This window comes from Corynebacterium mendelii (genome assembly GCF_017307055.1).
GTDB classification, from domain to species: Bacteria; Actinomycetota; Actinomycetes; order Mycobacteriales; family Mycobacteriaceae; genus Corynebacterium; species Corynebacterium mendelii.
Genome location: NZ_JAFLEQ010000017.1, coordinates 380,760 through 397,688, shown reverse-complemented (window position 1 = coordinate 397,688; position 16,929 = coordinate 380,760). Strand labels below are relative to the sequence as shown.

Below are 16,929 nucleotides of genomic sequence, written 5' to 3'. Positions count from 1 at the left end.
CGACGACGACGGTGACCAGTGTGGTTGAGGAGCCTGTTGCTGTGACGACGAGGTCGACGACGACGAAGCCTGTTCCCGTCGGTGGTCAAAGCGAATCGCTTAGTCAAAACACGTCTGTCGGGGAGAACACCAACATGGCTGCTGTTCCTTTTATTGGGGGAGGCGTGGTTGGCGTAGGTATCACGGTTGCTTCGCTGTGGTTTTTGCTGCTGAACAGTGGTCTTGATATTCCTCTGATGGCTTCTCCGACGTGGCTACCGTGGCTGCGTTGGGTTCCTTGGAGGTCCTGACAGAGCTGTTAGGGAGTTTTCCGGCGCCCCACTATGGCAATGATGCGCAGTAGCGGGGTGCCGGACTACATGAGCCTTCTATTTCGGTTAAAGGCAGGACTTCACGGGTCCCAGTTGTTGTGCAGTGGTACTTGGTTCTTTATTTGACTTTTCACAATTGAGGTTGTGAATCATTCGTGCTTTCCCAGTCCGGGATCTGAGTGTGCGCTCCTACGTATAGTTTCCCCGCGTGCTGTGCGCGCCGCCGAAAAGCGCCTTTGGTGTCCGAGATGAAAAACGTTCAAGCCGTCCATTCCGGCAACGCCAAAGGTACATGGTCAATACCAGTCAGGCCTGGGGCGGTTGCGTCATCTGATCCGGTGGGATCGGGCTGAACATCGGTTGCGCCGATATCTCCGGCGACAACACCGCACAAGTGCATTGCCACTCCAGTGATATCTGCACTCGATGTCTTAACTGCAGACAGCTTGGAAAGTTATGCGACCAATGTGATCCGGGAAACTCGAAGACCTCCTGGCATCTAACCGCTCGGTCACACTGGTGGTCACAGTACCCGTGGTACACCTTGAGGCAATGCCGGCTGCGACGCGAAAACCCGGAACACCACCACTTGATTTGTGTCCAGCCCAGGGCGAGCCTTCAACGACCGCTGTATCACCTGGGATTCGATACCGCTGGCCGCCAAACGCTCAAGTGGTTGTCGACCTGCATGATCTTTTGAACACTCGGTGACATGTTTTGTACAGGTAGACCCTGATGCGGCCAGTGTTGTTTCGGGTTGGTTTCTTGGATAGTTACGTGATTGTTTTCGTTCCTTAGCCGGTTTTGGCTGGGAGTCGGCATTTTGATTCACCGGTGGTTATGATCATGAAGGCTGTGGAGAAGGAGCCTTGTGGCCAGCAGTGAGAGATGTCTTGGGGCAAGTTTCTGTCGAAACTTGCCCCTTGGGTTCTATTAGTGGGACGCGTTTTGATTTGGTGTCCGGTTAGTTGCTCTTTTTGATGGAGGCGACCTCGTATCCCGGCTCACCATTCGGAGATGACAGTCTCTGGGAATTCACCGCGGTGAAGATCCTTTCGCCACCCACCTTGAGGAGTTGTCCAGCGGGTGGGATCCGAAACAAACTCCCGGAGGGTCAGTAATGCCCCGCCTGTAGGGGCCGCGGAGTCCCCGAGTGTTGCCTGTGCAATCATTGTTGAGTCGATGCGGTCGATCAGGCACTGCTCTGCCAGCTCTTTTTCAAGCAGGGGTTTCAGGTGCGGGTATAGAGGCCGGAAGCTTCCGCCGAGGACAACTGCTGGTACATCGACCAGGTTGATGTAGGTGGATAAAGCCCTCCCGAGGTGGTGTGCTGCAGAGATAAGTGCACGCCTGCTGTTTGGTTCCCCCCGGCGTAGGCCGGCAAGAAGTTGGGCGAGGGGAGTTCCCTCGGCAAAGCCTGCTGTTTGAGCAATGGCTGTTGGGCTTGCAAGTGTTTGCAGGCATCCTCTGCTTCCACACGTGCATTGTTTTCCGTTTTCAATGATTGGGATGTGGCCTATCTCCCCGGCCCATCCGCGGCGGCCAGTTTCGACCTTCCAATCGCGAACCAGGGCGGCACCAATGCCGTTGATGCCGCCCAGATATATGAAGTCCTTGAAATCAGGATCTGTCCTGCGGGCCTGGGCTTCTGCTTCGGCGGCAAGGGTCGTGGAATTGCAAAAGCGCATGAGGCCGCTTCCACCGGCAGCATCGAGCACATTGGCGAGATCAACATTGACCCACCCGTCTGTTGGGGCGGACAGCAGTCTTTTCTGGTCAGCGGAAAAAAGCCCCGAGATGCCACAGCGGATTCCGACAAGGTTCATCCCCGCGGCTTTGATTTGTCCAGTGAGAGTTTCAAGGCAGTCGCCCAAAATACGGGTGGTGTGGTGGGCATCTTCCGAAGCCGGGTGCTTGAGAACCTCAACAAGTGACTGGCCGGTCAGGTCAACACCCCGGGCACAAACAAAATTGCGGGTGATTTCGGCGCCGATGGCTACGTGGGTGCGGGGCGCAGGACTCACCAGAACAGCCGGGCGGCCGCCACTCGGAACGTTTGTGCCCAGTTCAGTGACGATTCCCTGCTCAACAAGCTGATCGATTACCCGGGAAACCGTGGAACGGTTCAGTCCCGTTTCAGAGACAATCTCTGCTCGTGTGATTGGCCGGGAGCTGGAGGTCACCACGCCTGCGATCAGGGACGCATTGTGGGAACGCAGTGATTCCTGTCTGTAGCCAGCTGCCGGTCGTTTGTTCATGGTCACACAATAAACCGTCTGGGCGGTGACTGACTCTGCCTTGACCCATTTTGTTGCAGTCTGCACGGTACTAGTTTTGTTTCGATGCTGAGGATGCTCGTTTCTCTGACTTTTTCGCGCATTTCGCGGAGAGGGATGCCCTTTATGGGGGTGCGTGGCTGAAATTATCGGGGGTAGATTCGTTGCGGATTTATGAAAGTGCTTGGATCGGCATCTTTCGCGGGTTATCTTATGTGCATAGTGCAACAAAGTAAGGAGTTCGGATGGTGAACCTGGTAGCGGGTGTTGATTCATCGACACAGTCCTGCAAGGTCATGATTCGTGACGCTGACAGCGGCGATCTGGTGCGGGCTGGTATCGCCCGGCACAGGGCCGGCACAGAGATCTCCGCCACGGTGTGGATGGATGCTTTCAATGCGGCTGTCCGTCAGGCCGGGGGGCTTGAAGACGTCAAGGCGCTTTCGGTGGCGGGGCAGCAGCACGGAATGGTCACAGTCGATGAAAGAGGTGACCTCGTGCGGGATGCGATGCTGTGGAATGACACGAAATCTGCCGGCGCCGCGGAGGATCTGATTGAGGAGCTTGGGGGTGGTGACTGCGCAGCCGGTAAAAGAGCCTGGGCTGATGCAATCGGCAGTGTGCCGGTTGCTTCACTGACCGTGACCAAATTGCGGTGGCTGGCCGACAATGAACCCGACCATGCTTCCCGTGTTGCCGCAGTGGCATTGCCGCATGACTGGTTGAGCTGGAAAATCTGCGGAAGCACGGATATTACCGATCTTTTCACGGACCGCTCGGAAGCCTCGGGTACGGGCTACTACGACTCGTCATCCAACAAGTACCGGCGTGATCTGACTGATCTTGCCATGAGGTGCGATACCTCGGGTTTGGTGCTTCCTGCTGTGAAGGATCCCGCAGCCCGGGCGGGCAGCGGGGTGCTCGACGGCAATGAGTTTATGGTTGGTCCCGGTTGTGGTGACAATGCGGGTGCCGCTTTGGGACTCGGTTTGAAAGAAGGCGAGGTGGCTGTATCCGTCGGGACATCCGGAGTGGTATCCCTCGTGACACGGAAACCCACCCATGACAGCACCGGTCTGGTAGCCGGGTTTGCTGATGCAGCCGGTGGTTTCCTGCCGCTGGCCTGCACACTCAATGCATCCCGGGTGTTGGACGCCTACGCAACAGCACTCAATGTGGGCCACGATGATTTCTCGGCTTTGGCACTGTCAGCTCCTCCCGGGGCTGAAGGACTGGTGTGTGTCCCGTATCTCGAGGGGGAGAGAACCCCCAATCTGCCGACCGCGACAGGATCGCTGCTCGGGGTGACAGTTTCCAACCTCACCCCGGAAAACATTGCCCGCGCCGCGGTTGAAGGAGTCCTGTGCGGATTGAACGCAGGAATTGATGCCGTGCGGGCACTGGGAGTGGCTGTGACATCAATCATTCTCGTCGGTGGCGGGGCACGCAGTGAAGCGCTGTGCCGCATAGCCCCGACGGTGCTTGGTCTGCCTGTCCGTGTGCCGGAACCCGGCGAATATGTGGCTGACGGTGCCGCGCGCCAAGCCGCTTGGGTGCTCAGCGGACAAACCAACCCGCCGGTGTGGCGTCCACGCCTGGTCAGTGAGTTCGACGGGACCCATGAACCGTTCATCACCGAGCGCTTCAACGAGGTCAATTCATTGCACATCGGAAGGAACCGGAAGTGACTTCTTCTAGCCCTGCAGCCTCCACCAAACAGGAGGCACGGAAAAAGCCCATGCGCGTGCCGCAAGAATTCGGCATTCTCTTCGTGGTCATTGTCGTCGGCATCATCATGTCGGTTCTTGCACCGGAATTCCGGACCCTCGACAACGCACGTGTTCTCTTACTCAACGGCACAGTCGTTCTTTTCCTGGCCCTCGGTCAGACTTTTTGCCTTCTGACCGCGGGCATTGACCTGTCCGTGGGATCGAATATCGCGCTCACCGGTGTGATAGCTGCCTTATCCATGTCCGCCGGTGTGCCCTGGTGGGGTGCGGCACTTATCGCCATTGCGGTTGGTATCGCTGTCGGCGCATTCAACGGTGCGGTGATCCACTACGGCAAGATGCCACCATTTATCGTCACTTTCGCGACATTCGGTATCTCCGCATCGATCCCGAAGATTCTGACAAATGCTGCATCCGTCACCATCACCGATCCCATGTTCGCCATCTTTGGTCGCGGTTCCCTCTTCGGTATCCCCTTCCCGGTGATTGGTGTCCTGATAGCGACTGCGATTTGTGCGTTCTTCCTGAAGCGGACGGTTCCCGGCGTCCACATCTACGCGGTCGGCGGAAATCCCGACACGGCACGACTCGGGGGTGTCAATGTCAGGAACACCATTTTCCTCGTCTACATCGTGTCGGGTATTTGTGCTGCCATGGCAGGAATCATCACCGCTTCCCGTCTGATGGTCGGTTACCCGACAGCCGGCGCCGGCACCGAACAGTTCTACTCCATTGCTGCAGCTGTTGTGGGTGGAGTGTCATTGTTCGGCGGAACGGGAAGCATCCTGGGTGCTTTCCTCGGTGCCCTGTTGATCGCCGAAGTATCCAACGGAATGAACGTGATCGGTGTATCCAGCTACTGGCAGCCACTGGTGATCGGGGCGATCATTCTGGTCGGTGTCCTGATCGACACGAACAGGAAAAACCTCAAACTGTCCTCGCTTTTCAAAAAAGCCCAGTCCCAGGAATCCGTTGAGTCTGCAGCGACGGGCGCAACGGCAGATGCCGTGGCTGCACCTGAAATACAGCCGACAGGTGACATGGACGGCCACCCCGGAAAACCGAAGCCGGGTTCGTCATAGGGAACCTGGGATGCCGGCGGGGATGGCCGACAGTAAATATCCGGCCAGACGAACCGGCATACCGGTGCCGCGGCAAACCAACTGAATATACGGGCAAGGCTGCACGTGCAGCACCCCGCAGGACTTGTTTCATTCCAATCATTTTGTTTCGCGATCCGAGGAGATCCACATGACCAACACATCAAGAAACGCACTCGTCACTACCGGAATCATCGGTCTCGGACTTGTTCTCGGGGCCTGCAGCGGAGCTGTTGATACCGGTACCTCATCGGAATCTGATTCTTCCGGCAGCGCATCCAAGCAAGCTGATGCTTCAGCGCTGCCCGAATCATGTTCATCCGACAATCCCAGTATCGCGGTGCTTCTTCCCAACCAGACCAACCCGTACTACGTTGCGATGAAAAAGGGATTCGAAGATGAAGCCAAAGCCAAGGGTTTCACCACCAACGTCCAGATCGCCAACGATGATGATGCGAACCAACTTGCTCAGGCGCAGGCTGCCCTCCAGTCGAAGCCCTGTGCCATGGCGCTCAATCCGGTGAACTCCGAACCGGCAGCTGCGATCGTCAAGGCGGCCAATGACGCCGGTGTCCCGGTGTTCACGGTCAACGTCGGTGTTTCCGAGAAAGCACTCAAAGCACAGAACGGACACATCGTCCAGTACCTTGGCGCCGACAACGTTGCCGGCGGGAAAACCATGGCGGAACAAATTCTCAAGGACATGGGCAAAGACACCGATCTCAAAGTCGGCCTCGTTACAGCTCCCGACCAGACGATCGTGGTCAGCCGCGATGACGGATTCAAAGAGGTTCTTTCCGAAAACCCGAACGCAGAGGTCACCGCTACCGTTGACGGCAAAGTCCAGTTGGACACTTCTCTCAACGTGGCATCCGCCATGCTGCAGGGCAACCCGGACATGAATGTGATCTTCACCTCCACCGGGCCGGCCACCCAGGGATCAATCGAAGCGGTGAAAGCATCAGGTCGCGACGTCAAGGTTTACGGCTTCTGCGCTTCTGAAATCACCCTCACCGATCTTTACCCGGGCTGTGTGGCCCAGGAACCAGAGGACTACGGCAAACGGGTTGTTGACCAGATTCGCAGCTACGCCGACGGTGAGGAAGTGGAAGCCGAAATCCTCCGGCCGCTGAAACTGTTCACCACCGGTGAAACACCGGCTCCCGGGGAGGTTGGCTAACACACAATGACCACGAACGAGCGTGAAGGCTACAAAGCCACCGGCATCACCAAGAGCTATTCCAATGTTCCTGTGCTCAAAGGCGTCGACCTGACAGTCCGCCCCGGTGAAATAGTCGGTCTGATCGGCCATAATGGCGCCGGCAAGTCGACTCTTCTCAAAGCCCTGTCAGGCGCGCACTCACAGGATTCCGGTGAACTGAGCATAGACGGAACAGCCGTTCATTTCAGTGGCCCCGGTGATGCCATAGAGAAAGGCGTTGCAACCGTCTACCAGGAGCTATCTCTGCTGACGAACCTGACAGTGGCGGAAAATGCTTTTCTTGGGCGCGAAATTCGTGGTCGTTTTGCAATGGACCGTTCGGCCATGCGGGCCAAGACCCAGGAGATGGTCGAACGGTTCAACCTCCCGGTTGATCCGGATACGCCGGTGGGCGTTTATCCGGTGGCGGTCCGGCAGCTGCTGGAAATCGCCATCGCCACCACCAAAAATGTCAGGTACCTGTTGCTCGACGAACCGACAACATCGTTGGAAGGTAAACAGGTCGATCGGCTTCTCGATTATCTGAAAGAACTGGCAGCGTCCGGAATCGGGATTTTGATCGTCGACCACAAACTGGATGAACTCTACCGTCTGGCCGACCGGATTGTTGCAATTGTCGACGGTCAAGTATGCCTCGACCGCCGGGTTGATGAACTCAACCATGACGATGTTGTGGAAGCAATCGTCGGACATGGGGCCGAAGAGCAAAAAGGTGAAACTGAAAGCTCTGCTGCCGATGATTCGCATGCTGTCGGCCTGGAGGTGAATCATCTGGCGGCACCCGGCTGCACTGATGTCTCCTTTACCGCCAGGAAGGGAGAGATTCTCGGGTTGTACGGCCTGGTAGGCGCCGGGCGCACGGAATGTTTGCGGGCTATCGCAGGTATCGACCCGGTAAACAGCGGGACGATCCTTCTCGAGGGGGTCGAAGTCAAACCGAAAAATCCCGCGCAAATGGCCAAGAAGGGAATCGTTTACGTCACAGAAGAGCGGAAAACCGATGGTATTGTTCCCGGCATGTCGGGACTCGACAATGTGGCGCTGCCGATTCTTGACCGTTTCCTCAGCTTCGGCTTTCTGCGGCGTAGAAAGCTTTATGAAGAGTGCCACCGTACTTTGGACTCGCTCGCTATCAGAGGCGATGTCACTGCACCGGTCGTGTCACTTTCAGGTGGCAATCAACAAAAGGTTCTTCTTGCCCGGGCTATCGCCCAGAACCCAACAGTTCTTCTCCTTGATGAACCGACCAAGGGCGTTGACATCGGTGTAAAGGCGCAAATCCACCGAATTCTCTCGGATATGGCCCATGAACACGGAATCACCCTTGTTATCGCCTCGTCCGAAGAAGAAGAAGTTTTGGCGGCGTCCGACCGAGTGGTTGTATTCAGCCAAGGCAAGACGATTTCAGAACCTATTCCGGCAGACCAGTTGGATGTGGCGGGGCTACGGGCGAAGGCATGGCAGCAGGGGCACCAGCTTTCAGCCTAAAACAGGAGGAAGTGGAACGGTAGCTTTCTGAGAACGTGTTCTGTCATGTTTTAGTGCGCCAAGTTGGCAAGTTTGTGTGAGCCAGGTTGCCAGGCTCTGTTAGTTCATGAGCGCGTGGCTCATTGATCAGACATCGTTTAAAGCCCTTCCAATCGGCACGATCCGGCTAAGGATTGCCGGGATGATTGCACCGGCGCCGAATACGATGTCCCATCTGAAAACCCAACGTCGTCGTGATCACTAGGGTGTGGTGCAAGTAGGCGTCATTGATGACCCGGAACAGCAGGTGGGTGCTGCCGGTATCGATGGAGCAGATGCCCCAGCTTGTTGATGGCCGGGATCTTAAGTCGTGCCGATGGCGCCAGCTGCCGGGCCACCCAGCCATGACATGCAAGGTTGTTACCAGTCCGGTGGTGGTGGACTTCGCCGTGATTCCCCGTCTGCATGCGGTATTGACCACGGGCTGTAGCCACGTGTGCTTTCCCGTATCCCACGGCAGCCCAACGCACTAAAATCTCGGGCGCGATCAACAAAGGCCAGCTGTGTCTCCTTGTGTTGAGGAGAACCGGCTGGAAGATGGTATTGAAACAGTCGTAGTCGGCGAAGATTCTCATCGCACCCGACAACTGACAGTTTTGTGCCTTAGTGATCAGGCGTATCAACACCCAAACAAAACCACGGTGTCAAGGTTCGACGCGGCTGAGCACAGCCACTGGAAGGTACTCAGATGTGGCGTAGCTTAACCGACGACTGAACACCTAGGGTTTGAGCAGCTCGCCGGCAGCCACGCAAGCATCAACAGCATCGCACAAGACCCGGGCACGTCCTGGTATACGGTCCACACCTCGTCGGCATCGACACGCAAAAAGACACCAGGGCCGCTTAGCATCGCGCCAACAACACCGGCGAAGACACCAAAAAGAGCTGAAAAACGTTACAACATCATTAGGGGACTTGTCCGAGACGTGACCGGGCACTGTCATGAACATCGTTTGTTGGCTTTTGTCGGGGCTGACGAAAGCTTTTCATATGCCGCTGGTTGCTTCCATGTGTGTGAAAGAAGCCAGATATTGCCCAGTATGTGTTTGACGTCACCCTAGGTCAGGGGGGTTTATGTGCTACACGTGTGGGGGTGTCTCTGTGTGGCTGGAAAAGCGGGGAAACGACTGCTCAAAATCGATTATTTACTCAGGATGTGGTGGGAACAGCTCCCCCCGGTCCTGGTTATTCATTTGGCAAAAATAGTAAAAAGCCAAAACTAATGGGTGTATTTGGCCTAGGTGGTGGATAAAAATATGGTTGGGCTGCAAGGCAGGGGTATCTCTATGCGGCATGGCGGTCTAGTATCGGGGCACAACATGATCTGCGGTACACAAAGCACTCCAATGTGTCCTGGATAACACCTTTGGCGTTGGCTGTTTTTGGGTCCGACTGTGGGGCCTCTGTGGATCATTGCACCCGCCCAACCCGAACCAAACGATTGTGGGGATCCGTGTCCGAATTATCCCGTTTTAAAAGCTCCGGTAAACGATTGTCCGCGGTTGGCTTGGCCATCGCCCTGGGGATCGCACCCCTTTCGGTTCCGCCTGTTGCCGCTGCACAAGAAACAACCACTTCTGGGGCAACTACCACCAACGCCCAGGCCATTGACCTGATGAAAAAACGCTGGGTCGAAGGAATCATCGGTTCATCCGGGCAGTATGACTCGGATGAAGCCAAAGCCCTTGTCAGCCGTATCAACAACAAGGGCAATTCGCTGTGGGAAACAATGGTCAAATCCGATGTCGCGGATCGCGAATACTTGCAGGTCGATGAAGGAGGGAAGTGGGCTGCTGATCTGTCGCGTTATTTCCGTGACGGTTTCGACGGTTTGCGTTTCATTGCTCAAGCCTGGGCGACGCCAGGTACTGACCTGTACGGGCGCGAAGATGTCAAAAAAGAACTGATCGCCGGCCTTGACCATATGGTGGACAAGGGATATGACGGTGAGCAAATGATCGGTAACTGGTGGCCCTGGCAGATCGGTGGTGCCCAACGTTTCACCGATATCCTGCTTCTTCTTGATTCTCAAGGCGCGCTCACCCAGCAGCAAATCGAACACTACACAGGCATTATCAACAAATATGATCCAACGCCGCAGAAGCAGCTCACACGGGGACCGAAGCAAGCCGACGGTACTGAAACATGGGGGCCGTTGACGTTCTCGGACAAAGAATCGGCTGGCGGCAACCGTCTGGACATTGCGGTGGTTGTTCTTGGAACAGGTTTGCTGCGCAACGACACCGATCGTGTGGCGATGGCTGTCAAGGGCATCGAACCGTTCATGCTCAACACTGACGGAAACGGGTTCCGTGATGACGGCTCCTACGTCGACCATGAATCATTTGCCTACACCGGTGGCTACGGTGAGTCACTGATCACGGCATTGTCCCGCATCCTGTCTGTCACCGCGGGCACTGACTATGCGGCCGGTGATGAGTATGCCACCAGCTTCGGACACTCACTGTCCTATGGGGTTTTGCCGAACATCTACCGTGGTATCGGAATCCCTGCACTGAAAGGGCGGGGACTGACCCGGAAAGTGGCATCCGGCCCGGATGCATGGTGCAACTCGGTGGTGTTCCGGCTCATTGATCTGGCGGATTCCATGCCGGAAAGTGACCGGAAGGAGATTCTGGCGGCCTCGAAATACTGGATCGAGAACAGCAAAGAATGCTTCAACCGCAAGGCTGGTTCCTTCACTGATCTCAATGCCATCAAAAAAGCTGTTGAACAGGGCGAAACACTCACCAGCCGTCCTGCTCAAGGGGCCTACATTTACCCGCAGATGGACCGATTCATAGACCGGGAAGAAAACCATGTTTTCAGCCTCGGTCTTTACTCCGACAGAATTTCATCCTATGAGGTCGGTGCCCACGAAAACATTCGTGGATGGCACTTCGCAGACGGCATGACCTACCTCTTCAACGGTGACTCCATGCAGTTCCTCGGGGACTATTGGCCGACTGTTGATCCGTACCGTCTGCCGGGCACCACAGTCGACACCAGGGCGCTGCCGGATGATGACTCCAGCTACCGGGAACGACCCGGCAAGAACATGGATGCCACAGGTGGGGTAGCCACAGACAACCTGTCCGCAATCAGCCAGTACATCGACAAGTCAGATTGGGTACTCAACGACAACACACCGAATGAGAAATCTGCGGATATGGATCTGCAGGCGACCAAGTCCTGGTTTGTGTTCCCCGACAGGATCATTGCCCTCGGCGCCGGTATCTCCGGCACGACTACAGGGAACAAGGACGCGGACGGTGCGGATGCCAGCATTGAGACTGTGGTTGACAACCGGATCATCGGGGATGGACTGTACAGCGTCACCGACGGAACCGGCACTGATCTTGGTGGCGGAAAAAATAGTTTAGACACAGTCATCTACCAGCCGAGCGGTGATGCCACACCGATCGCGTACCGGATGCTCGACGGCACACAAGCAAGCTTTAAACGCGTGGATCGCACCGGTGCCTGGAATGACATCAACCAGCGTGAAAAGCATATGGAGACCGTGTCCAACACCTTCGGTACCGTGACCATCGATCACGGTGCAGAAGCCAAAGACGCCTCCTACGCCTACTCGATTGAACCCGGGGCTACCGTAGAATCGCTGGCAAAGGAAAAAGATGCTGATCCGGTGAAGATCGTGTCCAATACCGCCGATGTTCAGTCGATTGAGACCACCGACGGCTCCAAGTTCGCCGCTAACGTGTTTGCGCCTGATGGGGCGAAACTGCCGCAGGGCTTCAAAGCCACAACCAGACTGTCGGTTGTTGCAGAGAAAACGGCTGCTGATTCCTACACGTTGACGATTTCCGACCCGAGCCAGAAACAGGATTACGTCACCATCGTCACGCCGGACAGCGTTCTCTGGGCCACCGGAGAAGGCGTCACTTACGACGCTGCCACCCATGAGCTAAAAGTCCCCACGGCCAACAAGAAAGGCTCGGCAGTCGCTGTTTCTCTTACCGTCAAACCGAAAGAGGAAGAGATTCCCTCCGATGGCGAAGAGACAACAGTACCCACCGATGATGGACAAAAATCTCCCGGAACCAGCGCGAGCGTGACCCAATCCTCTGATTCCGGAAAAACAAGTTCCGGCGGCAACCTTCCCGTCATTGCCGGTGGCGTATTTGGTGCTCTGGCACTACTGATCGGTGTCCTGTGGACCTTCCTGGGCCAGTTCCCCAATCTGATTCACCAGATGAGGTAGCCACTACGGGCAATCAGTTCGGCAACGAGTTTTGTAGTTTCAACTGAAGGCAACCCAACACCCCGGCAGACATCTTCTGCCGGGGTGTCACTGTGCACTCCGTTTTCCGGAAAGAGGGTGGTTCTTCTTTTTAACTCTGAGTATCTACATCTCCCGACGCAGGAGGGAGTTGGTAAATTCTTCGGGGCGATGGTGTGACCGAACTTTTTGTATATGCATTGAATTGGACTTCAGTGGTCCGGATCCCTGGTACTTGTTGAGGATGCTGGATAGTCGTCGTTGTACCTGACTACTAACTAGCAGTTCCGTCTATTTCGGCGCCGGATGGGGCATTGGTCTGAGTGCTGGATTCAGGTGGGGTATCTGAAGATGGCTGGCCTGTTGTCGCTCGTGGTGCAGCAGCCGCGTCTTTCAAAGAATTTGTGGTGTCATTTTTAATGGCGTCTAAGAGTTCATCAGCTGTCGCGATGATGTCTGCTTCTTCGATGTCTTCACGGCCATCGCGGACGCCGTAACGCTCGATGAGGAAACGCTCGCGGTAGTAGTAGCGGGCTCTTTCTGTGGCCGAGTGCAGCGTCCACATGTCCAAGCCGGCATTCACTGCAACATTGGCGACAGGGATGGCTTTGACCAATTGATGTTTTGCCAAATTCTGTCCCATAGCTTTGAACAGGGATTTAATCAATTTCGCAAAAATGTGTTTGTTGAGCTGGTCCCATTTCTTCTTCCGTGCCAGATCGAGCATCAATCGGTGCATAGCCGCCTCGTAGGCGATCTTTTCGCCGGCGGTTGTCCCGGTGATGACAGCGGTGGCGAACATCTGTTCTTCCGGAAGGCTCAGATCGTAACCGTAGTTGTAGGCGATTTTGGTGACCGCTGACGAAGAGTTTGCTATCAGAAGACTCAAGTCCGCACTAAGCGCTGCCAGCACAACACTGACACCGGGAACTGCCCCTACCACGGGAACCGCATTTCCGGCGGCGGCTAAAGCAAAACCGGCGCTGGTAGCGGCGCCTGCGGCAGCGCCCACCACGCCGGCCACCCCTTTGTGTCCCAGTCCCAACTGAGTTTTTGGCTCGTTGCTGACCAATTGTTCAAGACTGAGCTTTTCCCGGATGTCCGACAGTGTCTCCAGTTCCACCCCTGTTTTCTTGTGAAGACGGCGGACAACCTTTTTCTGGCTGGCAGTGGCCCGGCCAGCATCTTCCAGGGTGGTGATGAACCCAATTGCAGCCTTGTTGACGATCTTATTGAACTTGTCTAGCTCTTCGATTTCCTGGATAGCGGCGGCGGCGTGTTTCACCGGCTGCGGCACAGCGGCAGCGACTGCTTCTTTCGCCTTTCCGGCAGCGAAATCTGCAGCTTGTTTCCACCTGCGGTCCTTCCATTCCTGGATCGAATCCCACTGGGCTCGTTCATAAGCTGTCATGCAGTCAAAGCGCATCTCCATGACAGAAGAATAGCACCGTCAAAACAGCTGGTGAAGGCCCTTTCAGGAATATGCGGTAGTACATCTGGAAAGCAAGGAACGCAAGGAATTTTGGCTGGCTGGGGATGATCAACCGGCTATGGGATATCGATTGCGCCCAACCGCCGTCCATCGTGTGTGGGTGCGGACTGGATCATAAAAAAGGACCGCTACAAACCCTCAAATGGATTGCATGGTGGGGCCGGTGTATCAAGCAGCATCAGCACCCGCAGGTGTGAAACGGTGCCGGGGCTGTTGACGTGGTGGGCGAAGACCTTCGCGTCGCCTGTTTTTTCGATGAGATTGTGGAACGGTGGCACAAGATAGTCGGGGATGCGGCCAACCGGGACTGTGGTGCCGTTGTGGTTGGCGCAGACGAGCAAGGGTTGTCTCTGTTTTTCGTCTCTGACTTCAGGCAGCACGAACAGGCGGTCATGAGGTTTGATGCTCGTGAGAGTCCTCTCGTGCAGGCTGCGACCTACCCGCACCGGTGTTGTTTCAAGATGGATCTCTTCCTGGGGGATGCGGTCCACCCCGCTGAGCAGAAAATGTCCCCGCAGTCGGCCACGGTGTTCCACCGGTTGTTCCACCAGGAAAAACGGGCTGGTGAGTCTGCGGCCGGTGGAACGGATGATCTCATCGACGGCCGTGGCGGTGGAGGGATCAAGCCCCAGCTCCCGGATGGCCTCGTCGTAGTCCAGTTTCCCGCGGTGCATGGTGTGCTGTTTGATGAACGGGAAAAGCCCTGTCCCGTGGTAGGTGGCTCGGGTATTCGGAAACTGCCGCAGGCCCGTGAAACCAGGAATTGGATGAGTTGCCGCAGTGGCTGTGTAGTGCAGCTGCCACGAGTCTTCATCCGCTGCTACATGACCCACACACTGTGATCTGCCGGTGTCCGGGTTACGCCACACAAGAAGGAACCTGTGGGCGGGATCGGTCTTGTCCGTGTGGGGTGTGTCTGCAGTGTGGATCATGGGAGCAGTGGTCCTGGCGGCCAGACGGGCTGACGGTGGTGTGGCTGTTTTTCTTTTCCTGTGAAGGATTATGCTCCCGGCCGGATGGAGGGGTTGTTTTATCACCACCCCAGGCGGTGCAGCTCTTCATCGTCCAAGCCGAAATGGTGGCCGATCTCATGGCCGACGGTGGTGGCCACTTCCTCGATGAGTTCTTCTTCGGTGCGGCAGTAGTTTTTCAAGGCCTCTTTGTAAATGGTGATCGTTGACGGAAGACCGGTGTGGTTGGCGAGACGTTCCGGCAGTGCGGTTCCGTGGTAGAGACCGAGGATGGTGTTCGATTTCGGTGACCATTCCTCGATGAGGATGGCCACATTGTCCAGGCGGTCAATGAAGTGTTTCGGTATCCGGTCCAGGCCCATATCCACGAGTTCTTCGAAACGTTCGTCGCTGACGTCGATCATGGCTGCTCCTTGAGGGACGGGACAACAGATACCCGGGGTTGTGGTGGTCACTTATTTCAACGGCGTGCATGCACAGTGTTGTTCCCGGGTTCGCTGAACGCGAACCCGGGAACGGTCAAGCTTTTCTTTCAAAGCTGTTGTGCCCGGTTCTTTTTAAGAGCCCGTCCGAGGCGTGGGGGTTTGGTTTCCGTAAAGGATCGTTGTGTCAGCCACTGGCGGGAACTGAAGTGGCCGGGGGATTTGCGTGGGTGAAGCGCTGCCGGTTGTGTTTGTGTCCCCAACGTTTTTTCGGATGGTGTTTTAAGGGCCAAGGGGCAGCGGTGGTGGTGGCGGGTTCTCATTGTCAGCCAGCTCCGGTGCGGGTACTTGAGGCGCCGGCGCTTCCGGTGCCTCGGGTGCCGGCTGGTTGTCCTCTGCTGCATCTTCTGGCGGGGGATTGCGCAGCGGACGCCGGGGTGGCTGTGGTGGCGGGGGAGCACCGTTGATGGTGAATTCCCCTTTGGCTGATCCGTTGAGAGTTGCGAAGCCGTCCTCGCTGCTTTTGATCAGTGCGCATTTCGCGGTGTGGGAACCACCCTCCCAGCTGCGGGGCTGGATCACTGTCCAAAATGATTCGAGAGTCGAGTTGTACAGATTGTCATCCCCGCCGACATAATCCTGGGCGGCCTGCTGGCAGATCGGTTTGAGGTACTCGTCCTGCTCATCGACGGTGGGGGTGGTCTCCGGGAACTGCTGTTTCAGATCCACCACCTGGGTGATTTCCAGGGCATGGTCGGCTTGGCAGTCGACAATCTTGGTGGCATTGGCCCGGTCGACGGCAATGCACTGGCCGGGGTATGCCGCACGGGACTGATCCTGTTCCGCGGCTTTGCCTCTCGTCAACTGCGGAATGCCCTGATCATTGGGGGCCTGGACACCGCACAGCATGGTGCGGTCCCCGGCTTTCCAGAAAGCGGGCTGGGGAAGAATCGGGGCAATGATGTAGCGGCCGTTCGGATCCCAGGTGCCCTTCAGATAATCGATGGTCGGTTGCTTGCACAGCTGTTCCCTCAGCTGCGCCTGCCGGGTAATCGACGGGGGCTCCGCCTCGGGCCCGAACTCGCTGGCCGGGAAAGCCGCGAGATTTTCCCGGGACGACACTTCGAAACGGTGGTCTTTGGCACAGTCGGTTTTGTGGAAGTTGCTCACCGTTGCATCGGCACCGACATCCCAGGTCAAACAGTCACCCGGTTGGGCGTCGGAGAAAACCGGAATATTTTTGGTCGTCGGTGCCGCCAGCTCCACCGGGTGGCGGGGAGCGTTGTCAACCGGTGTCACCGACTCCTCGACAGCCCGGATACTGACATAGTCGTAGGCCCCGGTGGCTGCGGCGCCCACCAGGGCTGCGACCAGCGCCGTCACAACAGCTGGCTGTGACCGGAAAGTGTCGTTGATGTTGCCCATATCAACAGCCATCATGCCGCAGTGCACCCTGCACGATCAACACACCCGGCTTCCGCCGGCACCGGGTGTGGTCGGGCCATCGGAGTTGAGACAGATGTGCAGCTTTCAGGCTGTTGGGTGCAGGTGCCTGTCTGTCATGGGATGCAGTGGGGGTGAAAGATAAAAACGGGTAGCTGTGGTGCGGGGTCGTCGGGTTTTCACCGGCCGCCA

The 16,929-nt window shown here is 56.6% G+C and carries 11 protein-coding genes; 6 read left to right on the top strand and 5 right to left on the bottom strand.

What is annotated here, in order from left to right:
* The coding region (locus JZY06_RS11825; RefSeq protein WP_207279753.1) for a hypothetical protein at positions 1-290 on the top strand (290 nt) is incomplete at its 5' end.
* 1,025 nt (positions 291-1,315) lie between these two features.
* Here JZY06_RS11825 and JZY06_RS11820 read toward each other — a convergent pair.
* Entirely contained in the window at positions 1,316-2,569 is a 1,254-nt protein-coding gene (locus JZY06_RS11820; protein ID WP_242517024.1) for an ROK family transcriptional regulator, read from the bottom strand.
* Positions 2,570-2,835: 266 nt separating this feature from the next.
* Between JZY06_RS11820 and JZY06_RS11815 the strand changes: the two genes are divergently transcribed.
* From JZY06_RS11815 to JZY06_RS11795, 5 genes are all read left to right on the top strand, one after another.
* Positions 2,836-4,275, top strand: a complete 1,440-nt coding sequence (locus tag JZY06_RS11815; protein WP_207279779.1) for a xylulokinase — start codon at positions 2,836-2,838, stop codon at positions 4,273-4,275.
* Positions 4,272-5,399 (top strand): ABC transporter permease, encoded by a 1,128-nt coding sequence (locus JZY06_RS11810; RefSeq protein WP_207279751.1) that lies wholly within the window; start codon positions 4,272-4,274, stop codon positions 5,397-5,399. The genes JZY06_RS11815 and JZY06_RS11810 overlap by 4 nt, the downstream gene beginning before the upstream one ends.
* A 169-nt stretch (positions 5,400-5,568) precedes the next feature.
* Positions 5,569-6,597, top strand: coding sequence for a substrate-binding domain-containing protein (locus JZY06_RS11805; protein ID WP_207279750.1), 1,029 nt, complete (start codon positions 5,569-5,571; stop codon positions 6,595-6,597).
* Between the two features lie 6 nt (positions 6,598-6,603).
* Positions 6,604-8,127 carry a sugar ABC transporter ATP-binding protein gene (locus JZY06_RS11800; RefSeq protein WP_207279749.1) on the top strand — a complete coding sequence of 508 codons (1,524 nt, stop codon included), beginning with the start codon at positions 6,604-6,606 and terminating at the stop codon, positions 8,125-8,127.
* 1,492 nt (positions 8,128-9,619) lie between these two features.
* Positions 9,620-12,391 carry a polysaccharide lyase family 8 super-sandwich domain-containing protein gene (locus tag JZY06_RS11795; protein ID WP_207279748.1) on the top strand — a complete coding sequence of 924 codons (2,772 nt, stop codon included), beginning with the start codon at positions 9,620-9,622 and terminating at the stop codon, positions 12,389-12,391.
* Between the two features lie 292 nt (positions 12,392-12,683).
* Here JZY06_RS11795 and JZY06_RS11790 read toward each other — a convergent pair whose 3' ends face one another.
* From JZY06_RS11790 to JZY06_RS11775, 4 genes are all read right to left on the bottom strand, one after another.
* Positions 12,684-13,841, bottom strand: a complete 1,158-nt coding sequence (locus JZY06_RS11790) for an EcsC family protein (RefSeq protein WP_207279747.1) — start codon at positions 13,839-13,841, stop codon at positions 12,684-12,686.
* Positions 13,842-14,029: 188 nt separating this feature from the next.
* Positions 14,030-14,575, bottom strand: coding sequence for a hypothetical protein (locus tag JZY06_RS11785; protein ID WP_207279746.1), 546 nt, complete (start codon positions 14,573-14,575; stop codon positions 14,030-14,032).
* 359 nt (positions 14,576-14,934) lie between these two features.
* On the bottom strand, positions 14,935-15,276 hold the full coding sequence (locus tag JZY06_RS11780) for a metallopeptidase family protein (RefSeq protein ID WP_207279745.1): 342 nt from the start codon (positions 15,274-15,276) through the stop codon (positions 14,935-14,937).
* 300 nt (positions 15,277-15,576) lie between these two features.
* Positions 15,577-16,719 (bottom strand): septum formation family protein, encoded by a 1,143-nt coding sequence (locus tag JZY06_RS11775; protein WP_207279778.1) that lies wholly within the window; start codon positions 16,717-16,719, stop codon positions 15,577-15,579.
* Positions 16,720-16,929 lie beyond the last annotated feature (210 nt).

Coding starts and splice junctions, on each gene's coding strand:
- JZY06_RS11820 (WP_242517024.1), bottom strand. CDS start 2,569: ATGAACAAACGACCGGCAGCTGGCTACAGACAGGAATCACTGCGTTCC.
- JZY06_RS11805 (WP_207279750.1), top strand. CDS start 5,569: ATGACCAACACATCAAGAAACGCACTCGTCACTACCGGAATCATCGGT.
- JZY06_RS11800 (WP_207279749.1), top strand. CDS start 6,604: ATGACCACGAACGAGCGTGAAGGCTACAAAGCCACCGGCATCACCAAG.
- JZY06_RS11790 (WP_207279747.1), bottom strand. CDS start 13,841: ATGGAGATGCGCTTTGACTGCATGACAGCTTATGAACGAGCCCAGTGG.
- JZY06_RS11785 (WP_207279746.1), bottom strand. CDS start 14,575: ATGCACCGCGGGAAACTGGACTACGACGAGGCCATCCGGGAGCTGGGG.
- JZY06_RS11780 (WP_207279745.1), bottom strand. CDS start 15,276: ATGATCGACGTCAGCGACGAACGTTTCGAAGAACTCGTGGATATGGGC.
- JZY06_RS11775 (WP_207279778.1), bottom strand. CDS start 16,719: ATGGGCAACATCAACGACACTTTCCGGTCACAGCCAGCTGTTGTGACG.